This window comes from Bacillus luti, from assembly GCF_009739945.1.
GTDB classification, from domain to species: Bacteria; Bacillota; Bacilli; order Bacillales; family Bacillaceae_G; genus Bacillus_A; species Bacillus_A luti.
This window is the reverse complement of record NZ_CP040336.1, coordinates 1,187,201-1,210,220: the sequence shown is the minus strand read 5'-3', so window position 1 is coordinate 1,210,220 and position 23,020 is coordinate 1,187,201. Positions and strand designations below refer to the sequence as shown.

Sequence of the window (23,020 nt, the reverse complement as noted above, 5' to 3'; positions counted from 1 at the left end):
TAATTCCTACCTTCTATATAAGTTCTTTTATATTATCCTTTCCCTTAAAACGACTTTTAATGAGTAAATATTGCTCCATTTCATATACAAGTTGAACAAGTTTTGCGCGTATTTCAAATTCCTCACGCGTGACTGGTAACGGCATTTCTCTAAATAGCTCTCTCATTTCTTGAAGCTGCCTTAAGGAAATAACTCCCGTACTTTCAGGGCTAATCGCATTCCCAATGTTTTCAACAACATCGGCAATCATATCAGCTTGTTCATATGTCCATGATAAAGAAGCTGCTAATGGTATCATTCGCTCTAAAATTTCGAATTGTTGCATACGCATATTAAAATAACGATAGTAATAGTCATCTTCTCGCATAAATGCATTCTCAAGTTTCTTAAACGATAAATCGGTTGCTTCATTTAACATGTTCTCGGTTTCGATGAGTTCTGCTCCGCTCCAACTACTTTCTCGATTTCGTAAATACACAACCATTTCAAACAAAATCGTTTTAAAATTACTTTCTATTATGTCCTGATACTCCCTTAGCTTATTTTCACTGCTTGGCATATACATGTTCACTAATAGGGCCACGCTAATCCCTATCGTCAATATCGCAATTTCATTTCCAACTATAAGCCATGTAATTTGTTTCAATGAATATAGATGCATGACGATAACTGAGCTCGTAACAATCCCCTCTTGAATTTTAAACATAACTGCAGTCGGGATAAATGTAAGTAATAATACACTAATTGCAAGTGGTGTATAACCAATCGTTTCAAAAATACAAAACGCGAATACCATTGATAACACACAAGCTAAAAAACGATGTAACGATACTTGAAGCGATTTACGCTTCGTATTTTGCACACATAATATAACTAAAATACCCGCTGAACTATAAAATTCTAATCCTAATAACTGGGCAAGAAAAACCGCTGCGCCTGTTCCAAGCGCTGTTTTGACTGTACGGTATCCAATTTTAAACATATGTTTGCTCCTATATGTATAAATGTATTTACAATTAGTATAAAAAAAGGATGACACAATGTCATCCTTTTCTGCTTATTATTCACTTAACCTTTACACATTACAATATTTTTTGTAAAAATTGTTGCGCACGTTCACTTTTCGGTGCTGCAAAAAATTCTGCTGGCGCACTATCTTCTACAAGCTTTCCACCATCTAAAAAGAGCACACGATCTGCTACTTCTTTTGCGAATCCCATTTCATGTGTAACAATCGCCATCGTCATTCCTGTCGTAACTAATGATTTCATAACTTCTAACACTTCTTTCACCATCTCTGGATCTAGTGCTGATGTCGGTTCATCAAATAACATAACTTCCGGTTCCATCGCTAACGCTCTCGCAATTGCTACACGTTGCTTTTGTCCTCCTGAAAGGCGATTCGGATACGTATCTTTTTTATCTAATAATCCTACCTTTTCTAACAGTTTTTCGGCTTTTTTTTCAGCTTCTTGTTTCGCTACCCCTTTTACATTGATAGGCGCATACGTAATATTTTCTAATACAGTCATGTGAGGAAATAGGTGAAAATGCTGAAATACCATTCCGACATTTTCACGAACATGCATTATATTTGTTTTCGGATTCGTTACTTCTTCCGTTCCAATCCAAATGTGACCATTTGTCGGTGCCTCTAACACATTCATACAACGTAAAAATGTTGATTTTCCTGATCCAGACGGTCCGATAATTGCTACTACTTCCCCTTTTTCAATTGTTGTTGTAATCCCTTTTAATACTTCGTTTTTCCCAAATGATTTATGAAGGTTTTCAATTTTAATCACTTTTCTTCATTCTCCCTTCAATTGCCTTCCCGACTAGTGTAAGAATAATAACTAACATATAATAAATCAGTCCAACAAAAAGTAATGGTTCAAGATATTTAAACGTTTCACCGCCTACAATGTAAGCACGGCGCATTAAATCCGTCGCGCCTATTACTGTTACTACAGCCGATTCTTTCGTAAGTGTCGCAAACTCGTTTACAAGTGCCGGTAATATATTTTTTAAAGCTTGAGGAAAAATGATATTTCGCATCATTTTTCCGTATGGAATTCCTAAAGCCATCGCTGCTTCTGTTTGTCCTTTATCAACCGCTTGAATGCCGGCACGGATTACTTCTGACATGTATGCACCTGAATTCAAACTAAATGCTAGTACAGCTGCCAAGAATGCTGGTATTTCATAACCAATTATTTGCGGGACACCGAAATAAATAATCATTAATTGCAATACAAGTGGTGTACCACGAAAAATTGATGTATACAGATCTGCCGCTATATTTAATGCTCGTATTCTAGCAATTTTACAAAGTGCTAATAACGTTCCTAAAATAAACCCCGCTAAAGCGGATACTGCTACAATTTTTAAAGTAACTTCTAGACCTTTTAATATATACGGTATCGAAGGCGTAATCGCCGAAAAATCTAAGTTCATTCTGTTCATTCCCCTCACAGAAAAGTGAAAGGCAGCTTATTTTTCGCTGCCAAACCATTTCTTCACTAATTTATCCATTTCTCCATTTTCTTGCATTTTTTTAATTACTTTATTAAATTCAGCTGTTTTATCACTGTTTTTCGGAAGGGCAATTGCTGCTCCAACTTCTTCTGGTGCTTCTTTAATTTCAATTCCTTGTAAGTCTTTCATTTTCTCTAAATAATTTTTAGCAACTGTGTCTTCTATAATTGCAGCGTCAAAACGACCAGCTTTAATTTCTTGTACGATTTCTGGTATACGGTCACGTCCCTCAACTTTGAAATCTACTTGTTTTTTAAATTCTGCTGCTTTCTCTTCTTGAATAGACCCTGTTTGTACCCCTACTTTTTTCCCTTTTAAATCCTCTACAGATTTAATGTTAGAATCCTTTTTAGAAACGACCATGTTTTTCGCAACAAAATAAATATCTGTGAAATCAACATTATTTTTACGCTCTGCAGTTGGCGTCATACCTGCCATTACGAAATCAACTTTTCCTGAGCTAAGAGATGCTAATAAACCACCAAAATCCATATCTTTCACTTTCACTTCATAACCAAGTTCTTTTCCGATATATTTAGCAACATCAACATCAAAGCCGATAATTTCATCACTTTTTGACGCTTCCACGTATTCATATGGTTTATAGTCCGCTGAAGTCCCCATAACCAGTACTTTTTTATTTTTTTCAGTAGCCTTTTCTTCCCCATTACTACAAGCACTGAACATACTTACAATTAAAATAAGTGCAAACGATATTGATAAAAACTTCTTCATCTTTCTTCCCCCTAATGATGTATATTTAAAAGTTAATTAGAATATTTATTCGATGTTTGTATTGTATCAGCACTTTTATTTTTATGCAATATATAAAATAAAAATAAATAAAAAATCATTAAAAACACTGTTTTCTATGCATAAAATATTGCATAAATAAACCCATCAATGTATATCCTATCATTTCGAATACTAAATAAAAAAGGCGCTACACCCACTTAATTGTGAGCGTAGCGCCTTTTCAATTATTTATAGTTCTTCGCAATTCTCTTCGAAATACGATTGTAGTTTCGCAATAACTTGCATTGGTTCATGACCTTCAATTTCATGACGCTCTACCATCGTTACAATTTTTCCATCTTTTAATAAAGCAAATGATGGAGATGAAGGTGGATACCCTTCGAAATATTCACGAGCTCTTGCTGTTGCTTCTTTATCTTGGCCTGCAAACACCGTTACAAGATGGTTAGGACGTTTATCATAATGTACGGAATGCGCAGCAGCAGGACGAGCAATACCGCCTGCACAACCACATACAGAGTTCACCATTACAAGTGTTGTTCCATTTCTTTTGAACGCTTCTTCTACTGCTTCTGGCGTCGTTAATTCTGTATATCCAGCAGAGACAATCTCTTCACGCGCTTGGCGGACAACATCATTCATAAAAAAGTTAAAATTAATCAATCTTTTCCCTCCTCTAAAACTACCTATTTGTATCTTACCAGTTAATGTTTATGAAATACAAGTAAGTTTACTTGTATTTCACCATAGAAAAGGTGTTAGAGCAGGGCTCTAACACCTTTTTGTCACTTTTCCATAATCTTTATATATTCAGCAATCATTTTTTTATGCGATCCTACAATATAGTCCGGTAGTTCTGTTACTGAGAAGAATTTAAGCTGAACTGCTTCTTCTTTATTCATAACAAAATCTCCTTCGTATTCATCCGTATAATAGGCTGTCGTTACAGATTGAAATTCATCACCATTTGCTAATTTTGTAAAGTAGTTCGCTCCAGAAAATACATTGATTAGTCGCAGGTTCTTCACTTCTATTCCTGTCTCTTCATATACTTCACGGTACGCTGTTTCTTCTGGTGATTCGCCTAGCTCCATTAACCCACCAGGCAGTCCCCATTTTCCATACGGCTCTGTTCTTTGCTGTAATAAAACATCTCCATTTTCATTTATAACGAGTACAACAGCACCAACTAAAATTAAAGGGCGATGACCAACTATTTTTCGTAATTCTTCTACATATCCCATCGTATCCCTCCTTTTTCGTTGTCCACACTATTGTATCATATGTATGAAACGACAAAATGCGTATCTTTTTCATTTTTTTAACAAAATATTTATTTTATGTGCTTCATCTACTGTAGCCAACATAATGGATTCGATTTCCGTGCCCTTCTCTAAACATTCTTTCGCCCACTCTTCTGTTTTTCCTAATAAAGCAAGAACGTCCTGCTGGATTTTTCCATCCTTCACTAAAATAAAAGCAACTGGCGACTTTTTCCCTGCCACTTTAAGGTCAAGGCGAGAAACTGCTTCATATTCTGGATACTGAAATATAGAAACGACACCACTCGCTTCCCATAGAGCCAATTTAATTGTAGAAATATCACTCACATTTTGCACACGAAGTTCTGAAAATAAATATTCTGCCGTAATCCTCGCTTTTTTTAAATTACTAAAATCAATGGAACCATTATGTATAAGAATAATAGGTGCAGGTTCTAAAAAGCGTCTCCATCTATCCCATTTCAACATTAAAATAGAGCTTATGATGTGCAGTACAACAAGTATAAACGTTGTAATCATCGAACCGAGTAATCCGACCTTTTCATCAGATAGCGCGTTAGAAATATTCCCACCAAGCAATAACACTAATACAACATCTAAAAATCGAAGTTGTGCGATAGACCTTTGTCCCATCGCTTTCGCAACTAATATTAAAAATATGTACGCTATAATAGCTCGAACAACCCATTCGCTATTAGAAAGGTGCCGTGCTCCTTCAAAAATATGCATATGCATCACATTGCACTCCTTAAACATTCCAAACTACAAGTCTGTGTTAGTTTGCAACGTTTAAGAGCATATATGTAAAAAAAGCTGGTTCGTTTTTACACGAACCAGCTTTTTTACTTAACCGAAAACATATATTTTTTATACGTTTTCCGTACCGATAATATGAGCCCCATCATAATCATATTCGAGAATAAGGAACTTCCCCCATATGATAAGAAAGGTAATGCAATACCTTTTACAGGCATTAATCCAACGATCATACCAATATTTTGGAATATTTGAACCGTTAATATTCCAATTGATCCAGCACATAATAATGTACCGAATAAATTATCAGCAGAATAACCGATAATAATTGTTCTATATAGTAGTAATAGGAACAAGAATACAACTAACGCCGCTACTATAAATCCGCCTTCTTCGGCAATTGTAGCGAAAATAAAGTCAGTATGCTTCTCTGGGATATAGACGTTCCCTTCGCCAAATCCTTTCCCTTCCATACCTCCGCTACCTACAGCTAAAATCGATTGCTGCGTTTGATAACCTTGGTCTGTATGTTCAAATGGATCTAACCAACCTAAAATCCGTGATTGTTGGTGAGGCTTTAATAACGTAACTAAATTATTAAAGAAGAAATCCTCATACCTTACGTAAATAAATATTAAGGTGGTTAATATGGTCACCGGAATAACTGTACATAATGCTATCAATTTTTTCTGAATACCTGACATAAATAAAATACATGCAATAGCAGCAGCATATAAGAACACCATACCTGTATCTGGTTGGCTATATACAACGGCCATAGGCGGTAGAGATACTAGCATAATTTTACCTACTAGTTTTAAATCCGTCTGGAATGTCCTCGCCATATACTGCGCATTATGTTTCACTGCTATACTTGCTACTATGAGAAGCAACGAAATTTTGAAAAACTCAGACGGTTGGATTTGTCCAAATACAGGAAAAACAAACCATCTTTTTGCACCTAATTTTTCAGGTGTAAAACTGGAAACCGGTAGTATTTTCAAAAGAATAAGTGAGCCAAATCCAGCAATATAAAGCGGCCAAGACAATTTTTGCAATTGATCTAAATCAATGCTTGCAACAAGAAGTAACAATACAACCCCGATTATGTAGTTGACACCTTGTTTCATAGCAAAGTTTGCATCTCCATATTGTCCGGTTTGCTGACTGCTATATATAGCAGTTATACTTATAACACAAAATGCAAACAAAATTAAAATTAATTTTACATCTAAACTTTTTAGAAACTCGGTACTTCTTTTCATGACATCCTCCTGAAACATTGTTACGGCAAAATAAAAAACCAGGAGTCAATACTCTTCATGTTTTGACGACTGATTACACATTATCTATAAAACACTTATATAGAATAACTCTCTTTTTCATACAATACAATATATTATACTACAGTTTCGTCAGTAAGATTTGCCAAAAAAATTATTCTTTTTTATTTTATATCCATATACCATATATCAGCAATGTATTTTCGTAAATTCCTAATACATAATCGTCCATTGTAAGATTACTGGGAAAAGTGTTGTACATATAGTAGGAGTAAAAGAAGAAAAAATAAGATAATAAAAAGCTCGCATAAGCGAGCTTTTTATTAATATACAGATGTATTATTTTCTGACGTGTTTTCTAAAATTTCTTTTACACGTCCTAAGAACTTACCACAAATTAAGCCATCAAGTACGCGGTGATCAAGTGATAAACATAAGTTAACCATGTCACGAGCACCGAACATACCGTTATCCATAATTACTGGTCGTTTTACAATTGATTCAACTTGTAAAATAGCCGCTTGTGGATAATTAATAATACCCATAGATTGAACAGAACCAAATGATCCTGTGTTATTAATTGTAAATGTTCCGCCTTGCATTTCGTCCGCTTTTAACGATTTCGTGCGTACTTTTCCTGCAAGTTCTGTAATTTCACGAGCGATACCTTTAATCGTTTTCTCGTCTGCTTGCTTAATTACTGGAACAAATAGTTCATCCTCTGTTGCAACAGCGATAGAAAGGTTAATATCTTTCTTCTGAACGATTTTATCGCCAGCCCACATTGAGTTAATTTGAGGATACTCTTTTAATGCTTGTGCTACTGCTTTTACGAAGAAAGCAAAGAATGTTAAGTTAAATCCTTCACGCTTCTTGAAATCGCCTTTAATTGAATTACGGTATGACACAAGGTTTGTCACATCTACTTCAATCATCATCCAAGCGTGAGGCGCCTCGTGCTTACTACGTAACATGTTCGCTGCAATTGCCTTACGCACACCTGTTACTGGAATTTCGATATCGCCAGGCATTGTCGGTACAGAAACTGGTTTCGCAGCTTCTACTTTTTGTGCTACCGGCGCTGCTTTTGGTGCTTCTGGACGCGCTTCTACTACTGCCGCTACCGCTTCCTCTTTTTTCGCACCTGCTTGTGGAATATTTCCAGATTCCACAAGTTTTAAAATATCTTTACGAGTAATACGACCATTTGATCCTGTACCTTCTACTAGATCTAAGTCAACATTATGCTCACCCGCAAGTTTTAACACAGCTGGTGAAAAACGTGGTTTTCCATCAGTTGGTTGTTTCGCTTTCGGTGCTTTCTCAGCAGTAGTTACTTCGGCCTTTGGTTCTTCTTTCGTTTTTTCCTCTACAGCTGTTGCAGCTACTTCATCTGCGCCTTCTACTTGAATGACACAAACAACCTCACCTACAGCTAATGTATCACCTTCACCAGCGATTAGCTCTTTCACAATGCCAGTGAAAGAAGATGGTACTTCTGCATTTACTTTATCAGTCATTACTTCTGCAAGCGGATCATATTTATTTACGTGATCGCCAACATTAACGAGCCATTTGCTAATTGTACCCTCTGTAACGCTCTCCCCGAGCTGAGGCATTGTAATATTTTCTACAGCCATGTATAGTCCCCCCGATTAAAATTCCGCAAGTTCACGCATTGCTTTTTCAACTTTATCTGGATTTACCATAAAGAATTTTTCCATTGTTGGTGCATATGGCATTGCTGGAACGTCTGGACCTGCAAGACGTGCGATTGGTGCATCTAAATCAAACAGGCAATTTTCAGCGATAATAGCTGCCACTTCACTCATAATACTTCCTTCTTTATTATCTTCTGTTACAAGAAGAACTTTACCAGTTTTTGAAGCAGCTTCAATGATTGCTTCTTTATCTAATGGATATACAGTACGTAAATCAAGAATGTGTGCAGAGATGCCATCTTGCGCTAACTTCTCAGCTGCTTGAAGAGCAAAGTGAACACATAATCCGTACGTGATAACAGTAATATCATCACCTTCACGTTTTACATCTGCTTTTCCGATTGGTAATACATAGTCATCTTCTGGCACTTCACCTTTAATTAAGCGATATGCACGTTTATGTTCGAAGAATAATACTGGATCTTCATCACGAATTGCTGCTTTTAATAAGCCTTTTGCATCATATGGTGTAGAAGGGATAACAATTTTTAAACCTGGTTGGTTTGCAAACATCGCTTCCACAGATTGTGAATGATACAACGCACCGTGAACTCCGCCGCCAAATGGCGCACGAATTGTAACTGGACAAGTCCAATCGTTATTAGAACGATAACGGATTTTTGCTGCCTCAGAAACAATTTGGTTTACTGCTGGCATGATGAAATCAGCAAACTGCATTTCAGCGATTGGATGCATACCATACATTGCCGCACCAATTGCTACCCCAGCAATTGCAGATTCTGCAAGCGGTGCATCAAGCGCACGATCTTCACCAAATTGATCATATAAACCGTGTGTCGCTTTAAATACGCCACCTTTTTTACCAACATCTTCTCCTAAAACGAATACTTTCTCATCGCGTTCCATTTCTTCGCGCATTGCTAATGTAATAGCATCAATATAAGACATTACAGCCATGAAACGTTCCCCCCTATTCTGCGTATACGTGCTTCAATGCATCTTCAGGTGCTGCATACGGAGCATTTTCTGCATATTCTGTTGCTTCATTTACGATATGCATAATTTCGTCTAACATTTGTTTTTCAGATTCCTCAGTTAACACGCCAGCTTCTTTTAAATAAGCTGCAAATGTTATAATTGAATCTTTTTTCTTTGCTTCTTCAACTTCTTCTTTATCACGATAAACACGATCATCGTCGTCACTAGAGTGTGCTGTTAAACGATATGATACTGTTTCAATTAAAGTTGGACCTTCACCACGACGGCCGCGGTCTGCTGCTTCTTTTACAGCTTTATATACTGCAAGCGGATCATTTCCGTCTATTGTATATCCAGGCATACCGTAACCAATTGCACGATCTGATACGTTCTTACATGCTAATTGTTTTTCAACCGGAATAGAGATTGCGTATTTATTATTTTCACACATGAAAATAACAGGTAGTTTGTGTACACCAGCAAAGTTTGCACCTTCGTGGAAATCACCTTGGTTTGAAGAACCTTCTCCAAATGTAACGAACGTTACTAAATCTTTCTTCTCCATTTTTCCAGCTAGTGCAATACCAACTGCATGTGGTACTTGTGTTGTTACTGGAGATGAACCTGTAACAATACGATTTTTCTTTTGACCGAAGTGACCAGGCATTTGACGACCACCAGAGTTCGGATCTCCAGCTTTCGCGAAAGCAGACAACATAAGCTCTTTAGCTGTCATACCAAACGCTAATACAACACCCATATCACGGTAGTATGGTAATGCATAATCTTTTTCTCTATCAAGAGCGAACGCCGCTCCAACTTGCGCAGCCTCTTGTCCTTGACAAGAAATTACGAATGGAATTTTACCAGCACGGTTTAATAACCACATACGTTCGTCAATTTTACGTGCAAGTAACATCGTACGGAACATTTCTAATACTTGCTCATCACTTAAGCCAAGCTCTTCATGGCGCTTTTCTTTTACTTCTGCCATTTTTCATAACCTCCTAAATCCACATTTTTATGCGTGCAACGCTTTTCCATCTACAGCTAATGCTGCTTCACCAATCGCCTCAGATAATGATGGATGCGGATGAATTGTATGTGCTACTTCCCAAGGTGTTGCATCAAGTACTCTTGCAAGACCAGCTTCAGAAATCATATCTGTTACATGTGGTCCAATCATATGAACACCAAGAATATCATTTGTTTCTTCATCAACTACAAGTTTTACAAATCCATCTGATTCTCCGTATACAAGTGCTTTTCCGATTGCGCGGAATGAGAACTTACCTACTTTTAACTTATAGCCTTTTTCTTTCGCTTCTTGTTCTGTTAAACCGACAGAAGCAACTTCTGGACTGCTATATACGCATTTTGATACCATAGAATAATCAATTGGTGTAACTTCTTTCCCTGCAATATGTTCTACTGCAACGATTCCTTCATGAGAGGCAACGTGAGCAAGCTGTAAACCACCGATTACATCTCCAATTGCGTAAATATGAGATTCTTTCGTTTGATAAAACTCATTTGTTTGAATGTATCCTTTTTCCACAACGATATCCGTATTCTCTAAACCAATATTTTGCGTATTCGCTTGTCTACCTACAGATACAAGCATTTTTTCTGCTTTAAATTCTTTATTCTCACCGTTATGTTCAGCTTGAATTGTTACTCCATTATCTTTTACCAATGTTTCTGGTAATACTTTTGCACCAGTTACCACTTTAATACCTTTTTTCTTGAATAGACGTTGCATTTCTTTTGAAACGTCTTGATCTTCTAGTGGTAGTATCGTTTTCGCATACTCTAATACTGTAACTTCTACACCGAAGTCAGCAAGCATAGATGCCCACTCAATACCGATTACACCGCCACCAACGATAATGATCGAGCTAGGAAGCGTTTCCATTTTTAGGGCATGATCTGAAGACATTACGTACTCTCCGTCTAACTCTAAACCTGGTAATGAATTTGGACGAGAACCTGTTGCAACAAGTACATTTTTTGGAATTAACATTTCATTCTCTTCTCCACTTGCAAGTTCAACTGAAATTGTCCCTGGCATCGGAGAGAAAATAGATGGGCCAAGAATACGGCCAATACCTTCAAACACATCAATTTTACCTTGTTTCATTAAATGTTGAACGCCTTTATGAAGCTGCGTTACAATCTTCTCTTTACGCTCTTGTACTTTCGCAAAGTTTAGTTCTACATTACTTGCAATAACTCCGAACTCTTCGCTTTTTTTAGCAGTTGCATATACTTCCGCACTACGTAAAAGGGCTTTACTAGGAATACATCCTTTGTGTAAACAAGTACCACCAAGATTTTCTTTTTCAACAAGTGCAGTTTTTAAACCTAGTTGTGATGCACGAATAGCAGCAACATATCCACCCGTACCGCCGCCAACGATGACTAAATCATATTCTCTTGCCATTATCTCAACCCCTAGCTACTGTTTGTTTTTCTCTTACAACATACTCTTTCGCCGCTTCTTCTTCACGTAATACACGAAGTGCTCCTTCTGCTAACGCTTCTAACTCATCTTCCCCTGGATGTACGATAACATCTGCAATCCAGTCCACTCGTTCTTTTATTTCATCAACAAGAATTTTACTGTACGCAAGTCCACCAGTTAATACGATTGCATCGATTTTCCCGTGAAGCACAGCACTAGCTCCGCCAATTTCTTTTGCAACTTGATATGCCATTGCTTTATAAATAAGAGTTGCTTCAGGATCACCTTTTTCAACCATTTGTTCTACTTTAATCGCATCATTTGTACCGATTAGACTTACAAGTCCACCTTGTCCGACAAGCTGTTTCACCATTTCGTCTCGGTAATACTCACCAGAGAAACACATTTCAACTAGTTGTCCTACTGGTACTGTACCAGCACGCTCTGGGCTAAATGGTCCTTCTCCGTTTAAACCATTATTTACATCGATAACTTTTCCTTTTTTATGAGCACCAACTGTAATACCACCGCCCATATGTGTAACTAATAAATTTAAATCTTCGTATTTGTGATTTAATTGATCAGCTACTTTACGAGCAACTGCTTTTTGATTTAATGCATGGAAAATACTTTTGCGTTCCATACCAGCAATACCACTTATACGAGCAATCGGCTCCATCTCATCTACAACGACAGGATCCACAATGAATGCAGGAATATTTAATCCAGAAGCAATTTCATAGGCTAAAATGCCTCCGAGGTTTGAAGCGTGATGACCACTAAACCCATTTTTTAAATCTTCTAACATCGCATCGTTTACTGTATACGTACCGCCTTCGATTGGACGAAGTAATCCACCGCGTCCACAAACAGCATTTAATTTTGAAATGTTAATACCGTGAGAATGTAGAACTTCTAAAATCGTTTCTTTACGAAACTCATATTGGTCGATAATTCGCTTATATTTTCCAATCTGTTCTACGTCATGACGAATCGTTTCTTCTAGAACAGGTCTTTCATTATCAAAAACACCAATTTTTGTGGATGTACTACCTGGGTTAATAACAAGAATTCGATTTACAGACAATGTTGCTACCTCCACTAATAAATTCAAAAGGAAGTGGAAACCTCATAAGAGGTAACCACACCTTTTGTAAAAGTTATATATGAATGATTAGCGACGGCTAATAATGTCGTGACCGTTGCGTAAGTATGTGCTACGAGTGTTTTTCAAGCTTGCGATGCGCTCTTCAGCTAAACGATCTGCTGCTACATAAGTTGCAATGCCATCGCGTTTTGAAATTTCGATTACTTTTGCAATTGTGTCATAAATAGACTCAACACGCTTTAATGCACGTTCTCTATTGTATCCATATAATTCATCTGCTACGTTAATTACGCCACCTGCGTTAATAACATAATCTGGTGCGTATACAATACCCATTTCATGAATGATGTCGCCGTGACGATCTTCTTTTAATTGGTTATTTGCAGAACCTGCGATTACTTTTGCTTTAAGTTGTGGAATAGTTTCATCGTTAACTGTTGCACCTAATGCACATGGTGCGTAAATATCACATTCAACAGCGTAAATTTCATTTGGTTCAACAGCTGTTGCACCGAATTCTTCTACTGCACGTTGTACAGCTTCTTTGTTAATATCTGTAACGATTAGTTTAGCTCCTTCAGCGTGTAAATGTTTGCATAGGTGATATGCTACGTTACCAACACCTTGAACAGCAATTACTTTTCCTTCTAAATTATCAGTACCGAAAGCTTCTTTCGCAGCTGCTTTCATACCACGATAAACACCGTATGCAGTTACTGGAGATGGGTTACCAGAAGAACCGAATGATGGTGAAATACCTGTTACAAAGTCAGTTTCTTCATGGATAATATCCATATCATCTACAGTTGTACCAACATCTTCAGCTGTAATGTAACGTCCGTTTAGTCCTTGAATGTAACGTCCTAATGCACGGAACATCGCTTCGCTCTTATCTTTACGTGGATCACCGATAATTACTGTTTTCGCACCACCTAAGTTTAGACCAGCTGCTGCGTTTTTGTATGTCATCCCTTTTGCAAGACGCAATGCATCTTCAATCGCCGCTTCTTCAGAATCATATGTCCACATTCTTGTTCCACCAAGAGCTGGTCCAAGAGTTGTATCATGAATTGCAATAATTGCTTTTAAACCAGATTCTTTATCTTGACAAAATACCACTTGCTCATAATCATATTTTTCTAAGTATTCGAAGATTTCTAATGTCATTGTCGTTTCCCCCTAATGTTTTACCCTTTTTGGTTTATTTTGAAGCAGTCGCAACTGCCAATGCTAATGAATATACTTTTGTTTCTGCTGAATCAGCACGAGATGTTAAAACAATCGGTGCTTTTGCGCCTGCAATCATTGCTCCTACTTTTGCATCCGCAAAGTAAACGAGTGATTTATATAGCACATTTCCAGCTTCAATCGTTGGGACGAGTAAAATGTCTGCCTTACCTGCTACATCACTTACTATGCCTTTATGCTCTGCTGCAATTTGTGATACTGCATTATCTAAAGCAAGTGGTCCATCAACGATACAATCTTTGATTTGTCCGCGGCGATTCATTTGTGTTAACATCGCTGCATCAATTGTCGCCTGCATCGCTGGATTCACAACTTCTACTGCTGCGATTGGCGCCACTTTTGGCAACTCAATTCCTATTGCCCGGGCAACTTCTACAGTATTTTGTATAATAGCAGCTTTCTGTGTTACATCAGGTGCGATGTTCATCGCTGCATCTGTAACGAAAATAAGACGATTATAATTCGGAACTTCAAACGCTGCTACATGTGAAAGTACGCTACCTTTACGTAACCCCCACTCTTTATTTAACACAGCCTTCAAAATATTCGCTGTTGGGATGTTCCCCTTCATAAGCACATCTGCTTCACCGTTTCTCACAGATTTAACAGAAAGTTCTGCAGCCTCAGCATTTGATGTTGCTGCAATCACTTCAATATGTTCTGAAGTTTGTAAACCATGTTCTTGTAGCATCCCCATTATTTTTTCTTGATTTCCATATAGACGAAATTGAGCTAGCTGTAATGTAATTGCTTTCGCTACAGCTTCAATTACTTCATGATCTTCAGCTACTGCTACAGCCACAGTTTTTTTAGGCTGTCCTGCCGCTTGATCAATTAAGTGTTCTAACTTCATATTTTGTAATCAACCCTTTCCGTCGTCCCTCGTCTATTTATAAAGCAAATACCGTGCCAACTTTTAAAAGTGGTCTTACCAATTATGAAAACGCATTCAAAATGCAGTAAAATCAATACTTTGGAAAATAACAAAAGATTCTGTCTTATTTTGTCACTTTTTGTATACCATGCAATAAATTGCACGGTACGCAATTTATTGCATGCTATTTTTTGCACAGTCATACTTTTCTAGCTTATAATATAAATTCCGAACTGAAATTCCTAGCGCTCTTGCAGTTTTTGTTTTATTCCCATCAAATTTATCTAAATATTCATGAATGATATTCCCTTCAAACTCTGTCACTAAATGCTCAAGTGGCTTTTCTTCTAATACAGGTAATAAGTTATTTTGTTTTAACTCCAGCTGCTCTTCTTTATGTAAAGGTGGTAAATGCTGCACATCAATATATATCTCGTTATAATTCATAAAAATAATAGCTCTCCCTAAAATGTTTTCAAGCTCCCTCACATTTCCAGGCCATTCATATGACTGTAAATATGAAATAGCCGAATCAGTGAGCCCCTCTACATTTCGGCCATAATCTTGATTTATTTTTTGAATTAATCTCTCTGCAATCGCTGGTATATCGCCTTTACGCTGACGAAGAGATGGAATTTGAATCGGGATTTTATTTAAACGATAATAAAGGTCTTCCCTAAATTCTCCTTCTAAAATAGCCTTTTCCAAATTCACATGTGTCGCTGCAATTACCCGGACATTAATAGGTATCGCTTTCGTCCCACCAACTTTTACAATTTCTTTTTCTTGCAGCACGCGGAGGAGTTTCGCCTGTGTATTAGCAGATAACTCTCCTATTTCATCTAAAAAAATACTGCCATTATTCGCTTCCTCAAAGAATCCACGTTTCCCGCCTCTTTTCGCTCCAGAAAATGCACCCTCCTCATAACCGAATAATTCACTTTCTAACAACGTCTCAGAAATAGCTGCACAGTTTACACGAACGAACTTATTATATTTTCGATTACTTCCATTATGGATAGCATGTGCAAACAATTCTTTACCTGTCCCTGACTCTCCGCGTAGTAATACTGTTGCTGGTGTATTCGCCCCAAGTTTCGCCTGCTCGATAGCTGCCGTTGTTTCATCTGAATTTCCGACAATATCATCAAATGCATATTTCGCTTCTAATGTTCGAATGATTTGCCTTGCTCTATTCAATTCATTGGTTAACTTTTGAATTTCTGATACGTCACGAATTACACCGACGCTTCCTTTCAATATACCATCAACAATGACTGGTGCTACGTTTACGATTACATCTCGCTTTTTTTGACCAATTTTCATATGTATTCCGCGTACCGCACGGCGTGTTCGAAGTACTTTCATATGCATACTTTCACCTTCTACAATATCTGTTGTAGCTGGTTGTCCAAGTATATCTTCTTCTGTTAATCCAGTTAATTTCGTATAGGCGGGGTTAATTACTAACCCTCTTCCTTTTTCGTCCACGACAGAAATCGCTTCCTCAGATGAGTTAATAATCGCCTCAAGTAACGTTTGAATCTCCTTCAAATCTGTAACTTCTTCCGCGAGATCTACGACTTCCGTAATATCTTTAAAAATCGCAAACGCCCCTTGTACCTCTCCTCCCTCTTTCAATATTGGAATACGTGTTGTAATAATTTTCTTTTCATTCTCTAACGTCAGTTCATAATTCACTTCTATTTGTTTCGTTCGTATGATACGAAGCAACTTACTCGTTGGGATCACATCTAAAATATGTTTCCCTATTGCGTTTTCTTTTTATATCCGATAATACGCTCCGCACTTTTATTAAAAAGGCGGACTTGCCCCTCTCGATCGATGACAATCATACCGTCATGTGTAGAATTTAAAATTAAATCCCCTTGTTGTGTTTGTTCTTCTAACTTTCCAATTAAATCTTCCTTCTCATGCGCTAATCTCGTAACAATTTTTGCAATATCACCTGGTATAAGAAGAGTATCTTTATCCTTTTTCTCTAATAAAACTTTATGTAGATTATCGTCACCTGTCATATCAAACATGACATCGAGGTGCATAGAAAGAAACGGAGTTATACTTTCTCCAATCGTAATCCCATATTCCTTAGCAATTTGTAATCCTTTCGCCATCGGATTTATATCTATAATCCCTATAATTTGAAATATATTCGAACTTTGTAACAGATTCAGCAGTGTACTGCCACCTTCACCAGCACCAACAATTAACACCTTTTGTTTCATATCGTACACTTCCTCTCGAAGTATCTCTGCAATTTTTTTCACACCCTTATCTTACTCGTTCAGCAATCTCTTGACAAACCCCCTTTTCATATAACATCATTAAAATATACTAAATAATCTGAAAAGGAGCGTTATGTATGCAGCGTTACCTCGCTCTATTATTAGCACTCATTCCTATTTCATTAGCCGTGCTTGGCATTAAGTTAATGAGGGATACTTTATTCGGCATTCTATTTCCACCAATCTCTATACTATGGTTACAATTTTTAATCGGAGCTCTCTGCTTCGCACTCGGCTTTTATATCTTTGGTGGCTTCGTCTTACACCGGGACCGCAAACGAAATAAAGTTCAAGCCCGCTTTAGAAGATAGAAAAAATTTTCTTCTATTAACAAATAAAAAATGAGACCGTTGCATTCGGTCTCATTTTTTTATAGGCAATAAAGTTCTTGCTGTTTCAGGATAATCCGTAATAATCGCCGATATATTCATATCAAAATATTTACGCATAAGTGTTTCTTCATTTATTGTATAAGGGCGAACCTCTACACCACTTTCTATCGTTAGTTCAGCAATGGCATCTGGAAGGTAACGATAATTCGGATGTACTGCTGTTGCACCCATTTTTTTCGCATATGCCCACGGACTATGCAAACCTTCGCGATATAAAATAGCTGTTTGAATATCAGGAGCCATCATATGGCATCGTTTCATACTGTAGTGATTAAACGATGAAAATATAACCCGATCCTCCAGACTAAATTTACGCACAAGTGTTATAACCTCTTCTTCTAAACCTCTATATGGGATTTTATTATTTTTAAGTTCAATATTAAGTAGCAAATCTGTTTTTACAAGCCATTTTAATACCTCTTCTAAAAGTGGTATTTTACAAAAACCTACTTTGTCACCAAATTTATAACTTGCATCTAACTTACATAAATCCTCATATAAATAATTTCGAACCGCACCTTTTCCATTTGTTGTCCGGTTCACCGTTTCATCATGAATGACGACAACCTTTCCATCTTTCGTTAATTGAACATCAAGCTCAATTCCATCCGCTCTAAAAGACTCCGCCGCTTCAAATGAAATCATTGTATTTTCTGGGTACGTTCCCGCTGCACCACGATGTGCAAATATAAGAGTCATCCTCACTCCCCCAATCTTATGCTATACTATACGAAAAAGGAGGTACTTCTATGAGACCATTACAAATTTCTCCAGACACTGCAGTCCGTCTATCAAAAGCGTTAGGTGTCCCACTTGAACAGCTCATGCATATGCCACAGCACATTTTAATTCAAAAGCTAGTTGAATTAGAAAAACAAAATAAAGATGAAGAATAATATGGTCCTGTTTTGCAGGGCTTTTTATTATCAACTATTATATCACGGATGACTTCTCCACTAAAAATATGTAACGCACATTCTATTCCCCAATTTCAAACCCTCTTCAATTATACATAGCAAACCCCCTCTTTTATGAAAAGAGGGGGGTACTATAATATTTTAATTATTCAAATTGTCCGTGTTTATCTTTTGTCACAATTGTAAACAATTTATACAATCCTAAAGAAGCTGGAATATTCATAAATGCAAATGCCTCATACGTATAATGCGGGGCTGTTTCCCATAGTAACAAGAAAGTAAATACTCCTAATGTACTAATCATCGCAATTCGTATAACTTCCGATTCTTTTTCATCTTTCTTTGTATAAAGAATAACAGCCGCCATAACAGCTATATACACGAATAATTTAATAACGTAAGAATATATAGTAACGATTTCATACTTCGTTGTACTATAGTTCGAAACAAAATTAGTTACCTTGTCATTCTTCTGCTCGAACCATTGCCCAATACGATACATGGAAAACTGACTCGATACCCATTCTCTAGTTATTTTTTCATTCAAATGTTGTACATAACCCATTACACCAAGCTCATTGAAACGTTGTACTATAACTTCTTTATTGTGTTCATTCAAGTCCTTCGTATTCTTTATGTTTTCATCATCAATATAATCTGCATCTGCCTGATTCCAAACACCATACGTATCTTTGTTTAAACCCATTTTCACCCAATGAGTATACGGAATTTTTTCAATTTCATTATCGGTACTAAGATTTAGCTTTGTCGTTATCCCCTTAAAACTTACAATAAGGATTAAACAAAATACAACACTACTTAACACCTTTACAGAATACCCCTTACGAAACTTTAAAATATTTTCAATTAAAATCGCTAACGCTACCGCCAATGCTGTCGGTCGTATAATGTATGTACAAGCTGCGAAAACTCCCAATAAAATCCACAAAATAATCTGCATTCTTTTTGTTTCGGCCGTTTTCAAGCACAAATATGTATACATCGTTGCTGAAATAAAAAATATTACTAATGTATGTGTATAAAAAACCGGTGCCTGCCAATATATAAAAATGTTTAGCACAGATAACACAATCGATATGTGAGCAACTTTAAAGTTTGTAATCTTCCTTACAATCAATACATTTAAAATAATACTACCTGTTATACATACTATTGGTAATATTTTTATGGCTAAATCTACGCTTCCTATTAATTTAGAAAAGTATCCTCCTAATAATACAATATGTGTATTATATGGATAAAATAGAAGCTGTCCCATTTCTAAAAATTGATTATCTCCATTAAACACCGAGACAATTCCTTGTTTAAGGATGGCATAATCCCCTACAACAGGGTTAAACGCTATAGAAGTAATAAATATTTCTACCACCAAAATACTTATTATCCCTAAGGTAATCATAATATTTGTATACGTTCTTTTCATTTTATTAATAACCCATTTGTAATACATAAAGAAAAGTGCAAATAAAAGAAGTGTCGCTACTATAACAACGCCTATCTTGCTTGCAGTATACTCCTCAGTCGGATACGGAAATTCTCCACTCATCAAAATTACTTTCGGAATGAAAAACTTACTTACTATCATTGAAAATACAGCCAAAAACACCGTCATAACAATGATTGGATACAATCGATCCACTATTTTTTTTACAGACATTCTTATATTCTCCTATACCTATATCATTTCCCAATCAATGATACGTTATCAAGATTACGATGTCAAACCCACGTATTCCCTATACAACCCACTTCTTTTCCCTGCCCCTTTCTACATATATCCCACTAAATCGCCTCACTATTCTTAAATCAAAGTAAATAAAAAGACCAATGAATTATAAAATCCATTGGTCTTTAGGTAAAACAATTTATTTGTTTTAAAATCGATATTCAGTATGAAATTCAATAATTCATCGGTTTCATTAAAGAGTAAACTCTTTAGTATACCTACTCTCAGCTAGCCTTATGTTCCAGTCTCAGCTTATCCGCAACCATCGCAATGAATTCAGAATTCGTAGGTTTTGCTTTTGACATGGATACTGTATAACCGAATAAGGACGAAATAGAATCTATATTCCCACGGCTCCAAGCTACCTCTATTGCGTGACGGATTGCTCGTTCAACACGACTTGCTGTTGTATTATACTTTTTTGCGATATCTGGATATAATACTTTCGTAATAGATCCTAATAATTCGATGTCATTGTATACCATAGAGATCGCTTCTCGTAAATACATATACCCTTTAATATGAGCAGGTACACCAATTTCATGAATGATACTCGTAATACTCGCATCTAAGTTTTTCGGTTTTCCATCTACTGTTGTCGCTGATCGGAAAGATGGCAATGGACGTTTAATGGTAGCGTTTACCTTACCACTCACTTGACGAATATGACTTGTTAAATTCTCCATATCAAATGGTTTTAATATGAAATATGAAGCACCTAAATCAACTGCTTTTTTCGTCACATCTTCTTGTCCAAATGCTGTTAACATAATTACGCTAGGCTGTCTTAGCCTTTCAATATGGCGCATTTTTTCTAATACAGCTAAACCATCTAGATGTGGCATAATAATGTCTAATACGAGTACATCTGGCTGCCTGTCTTTCAATAAGTTTAAACACTCTTGTCCATTATAAGCAGTTCCGATTACTTCCATATCATCTTGAGCAGCAACATAACTCTCTAGCATTGATACTAATTCTTTATTATCATCCACAAGACATACTTTAATTTTCTCCACAGCTTTTCCTCCCTTACCGAATCGATTCTCCGACATGTGTATCCTTCTAGGCTACATGAATTGTTCGACAATTGTGTGAAAATTCCCTTTTAAAGTTTGTTACTTTCCGATAAAATCACAAAAAAATATGTTTATCGTTCATTTTTTCCCTTTCACAACACATTCCATCATAGAAATACAACGAAACGTTCAACCCTTTCCTTTTATTTTACAACAAAAAACACCTCTTGCGGAGCTTTTACAAAATTTCAACGAATTTTTAAACAGAAAAAGCGAGCTAATTAATAAATTAGCTCGCTTTTTTTTCTTGATCATAAATATTAATTCCAGCCTCATGTAACATCCATTCAATATGAACACCGTATCCTGACGTTGGATCGTTTACAAATACATGCGTAACAGCACCAATTACTTTCCCGTTTTGTACGATTGGGCTTCCACTCATTCCTTGTACAATACCACCCGTTTTCGCTAATAAACGTTTATCTGTTACTTTGATAACCATACCTTTTGTAGCTGGAAATTTTTGCGGCACTGTACTAACAACTTCAATATCAAACGATTCTACTTTATCTTGATCAATAACTGTTAAAATCTTTGCTGGTCCCTCTTTTACTTGATTTGATAATGCAATAGGCATTGCTTTATCCATTATACCATTTGTCATATTTGTATTTAATTTCCCAAAAATTCCAAATGGACTATTTATTGTAATATTACCAATCACTTCACGATCTGGTGAGAACCTCGCTAATTTCTCTCCTGGATTCCCATGACTTCCTCTTTCAATTGATGTAACTGTTGAACGCATAATTTGCCCATCTTCAACTTGAATCGGTTTTTTTGTGTCATTATCAGAAATAACATGACCAAGCGCCCCGTATTTCATAGAATCTGGATGAACAAATGTCATCGTTCCGATTCCAGCTGCCGAATCTCGAATATATAAGCCAATACGATAAGACGATTCACCACTATCTTTTTGTGGTGTTAACTTAGTGCGAATGTATTTTCCATCTCGTAACAAAACAAGATTAAGCGGCTCACCTGTTTCACCACTACTATGAACAAATGGTGCTACATCACTCATTCTTTCAATTGTTTTACCATTAATTTCAGTAATCATATCTCCAATTTGCACGCCTGCTGTTTCACCAGGAGATATTTTACCTTTTTCAGTTTGAATTAAATGATGGCCTACAACAAGTACACCTTTTGTGTTTAATTTCACACCAATCGATTGTCCACCTGGAATAACTTTAAAATCTTTCAGCACTTTTACATTTACTTTTTTCACTGGAAAACCAGCAAGCTGAAACACCATATCTGCTTCACCATTTTGATGAGAATTTACCATAAGTCCTTGTTTTTGTTCGTTCGAACTCACTGTAAATACATGACGATCTGTAGATGAAGCTTGAAAAACGGGTAATGAAGCTATTTCTGATTGTTGCCCTTCAAAAATAACAAGTTGTTTCGGTGATGAAATAAACGTTCGAAGCGGTTTAAAACATCCAATAAAAACTAAAGAAACAAGGAGACAAAGACCTATTATTTTGCGAAATCTTTCTAATTTCAATTTGTTCACTCTCCTCGCTCCTACCCCACATTCAGCCTCTTGGCTTCACTTTTTAATCTCTCCTTGCAATGCTTTATTTATAACCGGAAG

21 protein-coding genes and 1 pseudogene are annotated in these 23,020 nt (G+C 36.5%); 2 read left to right on the top strand and 20 right to left on the bottom strand.

Annotated features, from left to right (window positions below):
- Nucleotides 1-13: 13 nt before the first annotated feature.
- From EUC40_RS06300 to EUC40_RS06225, 16 genes and pseudogenes are all read right to left on the bottom strand, one after another.
- Nucleotides 14-982: an aromatic acid exporter family protein gene (locus EUC40_RS06300; protein WP_071713056.1), complete on the bottom strand. Its 969-nt coding sequence runs from the start codon at nucleotides 980-982 to the stop codon at nucleotides 14-16.
- A 100-nt stretch (nucleotides 983-1,082) separates the two neighbouring features.
- Nucleotides 1,083-1,805, bottom strand: coding sequence for an amino acid ABC transporter ATP-binding protein (locus tag EUC40_RS06295; protein WP_000590213.1), 723 nt, complete (start codon nucleotides 1,803-1,805; stop codon nucleotides 1,083-1,085).
- Nucleotides 1,798-2,457 carry an amino acid ABC transporter permease gene (locus tag EUC40_RS06290; RefSeq protein WP_001046917.1) on the bottom strand — a complete coding sequence of 220 codons (660 nt, stop codon included), beginning with the start codon at nucleotides 2,455-2,457 and terminating at the stop codon, nucleotides 1,798-1,800. The genes EUC40_RS06295 and EUC40_RS06290 overlap by 8 nt, the downstream gene beginning before the upstream one ends.
- 36 nt (nucleotides 2,458-2,493) lie before the next feature.
- Complete coding sequence (locus EUC40_RS06285; RefSeq protein ID WP_071713054.1) at nucleotides 2,494-3,273, bottom strand: transporter substrate-binding domain-containing protein; 780 nt, start codon at nucleotides 3,271-3,273, stop codon at nucleotides 2,494-2,496.
- 249 nt (nucleotides 3,274-3,522) lie between these two features.
- Nucleotides 3,523-3,936, bottom strand: a complete 414-nt coding sequence (locus tag EUC40_RS06280) for a BrxA/BrxB family bacilliredoxin (RefSeq protein WP_001979317.1) — start codon at nucleotides 3,934-3,936, stop codon at nucleotides 3,523-3,525.
- A gap of 143 nt (nucleotides 3,937-4,079) precedes the next feature.
- Nucleotides 4,080-4,538, bottom strand: coding sequence for an NUDIX hydrolase (locus EUC40_RS06275; protein ID WP_151624620.1), 459 nt, complete (start codon nucleotides 4,536-4,538; stop codon nucleotides 4,080-4,082).
- A 69-nt stretch (nucleotides 4,539-4,607) separates the two neighbouring features.
- The gene (locus tag EUC40_RS06270) at nucleotides 4,608-5,312 is read right to left on the bottom strand and encodes a DUF421 domain-containing protein (protein WP_156574113.1); all 705 of its coding nucleotides are present in this window, start codon (nucleotides 5,310-5,312) and stop codon (nucleotides 4,608-4,610) included.
- 107 nt (nucleotides 5,313-5,419) lie between these two features.
- Entirely contained in the window at nucleotides 5,420-6,598 is a 1,179-nt protein-coding gene (locus tag EUC40_RS06265) for an FtsW/RodA/SpoVE family cell cycle protein (RefSeq protein ID WP_071713050.1), read from the bottom strand.
- A 341-nt stretch (nucleotides 6,599-6,939) separates the two neighbouring features.
- A complete protein-coding gene (locus EUC40_RS06260) occupies nucleotides 6,940-8,256 on the bottom strand; it encodes a dihydrolipoamide acetyltransferase family protein (protein WP_088230999.1) in 1,317 nt (438 codons plus the stop codon).
- 15 nt (nucleotides 8,257-8,271) lie between these two features.
- Nucleotides 8,272-9,255, bottom strand: a complete 984-nt coding sequence (bfmBAB, locus tag EUC40_RS06255) for a 3-methyl-2-oxobutanoate dehydrogenase subunit beta (protein WP_156574111.1) — start codon at nucleotides 9,253-9,255, stop codon at nucleotides 8,272-8,274.
- A gap of 13 nt (nucleotides 9,256-9,268) precedes the next feature.
- Nucleotides 9,269-10,270, bottom strand: coding sequence for a 3-methyl-2-oxobutanoate dehydrogenase subunit alpha (gene bfmBAA, locus EUC40_RS06250; protein WP_000852551.1), 1,002 nt, complete (start codon nucleotides 10,268-10,270; stop codon nucleotides 9,269-9,271).
- Between the two features lie 27 nt (nucleotides 10,271-10,297).
- Nucleotides 10,298-11,719 (bottom strand): dihydrolipoyl dehydrogenase, encoded by a 1,422-nt coding sequence (gene lpdA / locus EUC40_RS06245; RefSeq protein WP_000090438.1) that lies wholly within the window; start codon nucleotides 11,717-11,719, stop codon nucleotides 10,298-10,300.
- A 4-nt stretch (nucleotides 11,720-11,723) separates the two neighbouring features.
- Nucleotides 11,724-12,827 (bottom strand): butyrate kinase, encoded by a 1,104-nt coding sequence (gene buk / locus EUC40_RS06240; RefSeq protein ID WP_000115778.1) that lies wholly within the window; start codon nucleotides 12,825-12,827, stop codon nucleotides 11,724-11,726.
- Between the two features lie 87 nt (nucleotides 12,828-12,914).
- Entirely contained in the window at nucleotides 12,915-14,015 is a 1,101-nt protein-coding gene (locus EUC40_RS06235) for a leucine dehydrogenase (RefSeq protein WP_000171361.1), read from the bottom strand.
- A gap of 34 nt (nucleotides 14,016-14,049) precedes the next feature.
- Nucleotides 14,050-14,949 (bottom strand): phosphate butyryltransferase, encoded by a 900-nt coding sequence (gene yqiS / locus EUC40_RS06230; RefSeq protein WP_156574109.1) that lies wholly within the window; start codon nucleotides 14,947-14,949, stop codon nucleotides 14,050-14,052.
- A 195-nt stretch (nucleotides 14,950-15,144) separates the two neighbouring features.
- A pseudogene (locus EUC40_RS06225) lies at nucleotides 15,145-17,216 on the bottom strand (sigma-54 interaction domain-containing protein).
- A gap of 137 nt (nucleotides 17,217-17,353) precedes the next feature.
- Here EUC40_RS06225 and EUC40_RS06220 point away from each other — a divergent pair.
- Nucleotides 17,354-17,587, top strand: a complete 234-nt coding sequence (locus EUC40_RS06220) for a DUF2627 domain-containing protein (protein ID WP_001190189.1) — start codon at nucleotides 17,354-17,356, stop codon at nucleotides 17,585-17,587.
- Between the two features lie 51 nt (nucleotides 17,588-17,638).
- On the opposite strand, the gene EUC40_RS06215 is transcribed toward EUC40_RS06220, so the two are convergent.
- Nucleotides 17,639-18,367 (bottom strand): glycerophosphodiester phosphodiesterase, encoded by a 729-nt coding sequence (locus EUC40_RS06215; RefSeq protein ID WP_156574107.1) that lies wholly within the window; start codon nucleotides 18,365-18,367, stop codon nucleotides 17,639-17,641.
- 50 nt (nucleotides 18,368-18,417) lie between these two features.
- Between EUC40_RS06215 and EUC40_RS06210 the strand changes: the two genes are divergently transcribed.
- Nucleotides 18,418-18,564: a YycC family protein gene (locus tag EUC40_RS06210; protein ID WP_001247671.1), complete on the top strand. Its 147-nt coding sequence runs from the start codon at nucleotides 18,418-18,420 to the stop codon at nucleotides 18,562-18,564.
- 166 nt (nucleotides 18,565-18,730) lie between these two features.
- Here the strand turns inward: EUC40_RS06210 and EUC40_RS06205 are convergent, their stop codons facing one another.
- The 3 genes from EUC40_RS06205 to spoIVB all read right to left on the bottom strand — a co-directional run bounded on the left by EUC40_RS06205 (nucleotide 18,731) and on the right by spoIVB (nucleotide 22,939).
- Nucleotides 18,731-20,263, bottom strand: coding sequence for a glycosyltransferase family protein (locus EUC40_RS06205; RefSeq protein WP_156574105.1), 1,533 nt, complete (start codon nucleotides 20,261-20,263; stop codon nucleotides 18,731-18,733).
- Between the two features lie 293 nt (nucleotides 20,264-20,556).
- The gene (gene spo0A, locus EUC40_RS06200; protein ID WP_033665531.1) at nucleotides 20,557-21,351 is read right to left on the bottom strand and encodes a sporulation transcription factor Spo0A; all 795 of its coding nucleotides are present in this window, start codon (nucleotides 21,349-21,351) and stop codon (nucleotides 20,557-20,559) included.
- A 289-nt stretch (nucleotides 21,352-21,640) separates the two neighbouring features.
- Nucleotides 21,641-22,939: a SpoIVB peptidase gene (gene spoIVB, locus EUC40_RS06195; RefSeq protein WP_071713043.1), complete on the bottom strand. Its 1,299-nt coding sequence runs from the start codon at nucleotides 22,937-22,939 to the stop codon at nucleotides 21,641-21,643.
- Nucleotides 22,940-23,020 lie beyond the last annotated feature (81 nt).

Coding starts and splice junctions, on each gene's coding strand:
- EUC40_RS06300 (WP_071713056.1), bottom strand. CDS start 982: ATGTTTAAAATTGGATACCGTACAGTCAAAACAGCGCTTGGAACAGGC.
- EUC40_RS06290 (WP_001046917.1), bottom strand. CDS start 2,457: ATGAACTTAGATTTTTCGGCGATTACGCCTTCGATACCGTATATATTA.
- EUC40_RS06285 (WP_071713054.1), bottom strand. CDS start 3,273: ATGAAGAAGTTTTTATCAATATCGTTTGCACTTATTTTAATTGTAAGT.
- EUC40_RS06280 (WP_001979317.1), bottom strand. CDS start 3,936: ATGAATGATGTTGTCCGCCAAGCGCGTGAAGAGATTGTCTCTGCTGGA.
- EUC40_RS06275 (WP_151624620.1), bottom strand. CDS start 4,538: ATGGGATATGTAGAAGAATTACGAAAAATAGTTGGTCATCGCCCTTTA.
- EUC40_RS06270 (WP_156574113.1), bottom strand. CDS start 5,312: ATGCATATGCATATTTTTGAAGGAGCACGGCACCTTTCTAATAGCGAA.
- EUC40_RS06265 (WP_071713050.1), bottom strand. CDS start 6,598: ATGAAAAGAAGTACCGAGTTTCTAAAAAGTTTAGATGTAAAATTAATT.
- EUC40_RS06260 (WP_088230999.1), bottom strand. CDS start 8,256: ATGGCTGTAGAAAATATTACAATGCCTCAGCTCGGGGAGAGCGTTACA.
- bfmBAB (WP_156574111.1), bottom strand. CDS start 9,255: ATGGCTGTAATGTCTTATATTGATGCTATTACATTAGCAATGCGCGAA.
- bfmBAA (WP_000852551.1), bottom strand. CDS start 10,270: ATGGCAGAAGTAAAAGAAAAGCGCCATGAAGAGCTTGGCTTAAGTGAT.
- lpdA (WP_000090438.1), bottom strand. CDS start 11,719: ATGGCAAGAGAATATGATTTAGTCATCGTTGGCGGCGGTACGGGTGGA.
- EUC40_RS06235 (WP_000171361.1), bottom strand. CDS start 14,015: ATGACATTAGAAATCTTCGAATACTTAGAAAAATATGATTATGAGCAA.
- yqiS (WP_156574109.1), bottom strand. CDS start 14,949: ATGAAGTTAGAACACTTAATTGATCAAGCGGCAGGACAGCCTAAAAAA.
- EUC40_RS06220 (WP_001190189.1), top strand. CDS start 17,354: ATGCAGCGTTACCTCGCTCTATTATTAGCACTCATTCCTATTTCATTA.
- EUC40_RS06215 (WP_156574107.1), bottom strand. CDS start 18,367: ATGACTCTTATATTTGCACATCGTGGTGCAGCGGGAACGTACCCAGAA.
- EUC40_RS06210 (WP_001247671.1), top strand. CDS start 18,418: ATGAGACCATTACAAATTTCTCCAGACACTGCAGTCCGTCTATCAAAA.
- EUC40_RS06205 (WP_156574105.1), bottom strand. CDS start 20,263: ATGTCTGTAAAAAAAATAGTGGATCGATTGTATCCAATCATTGTTATG.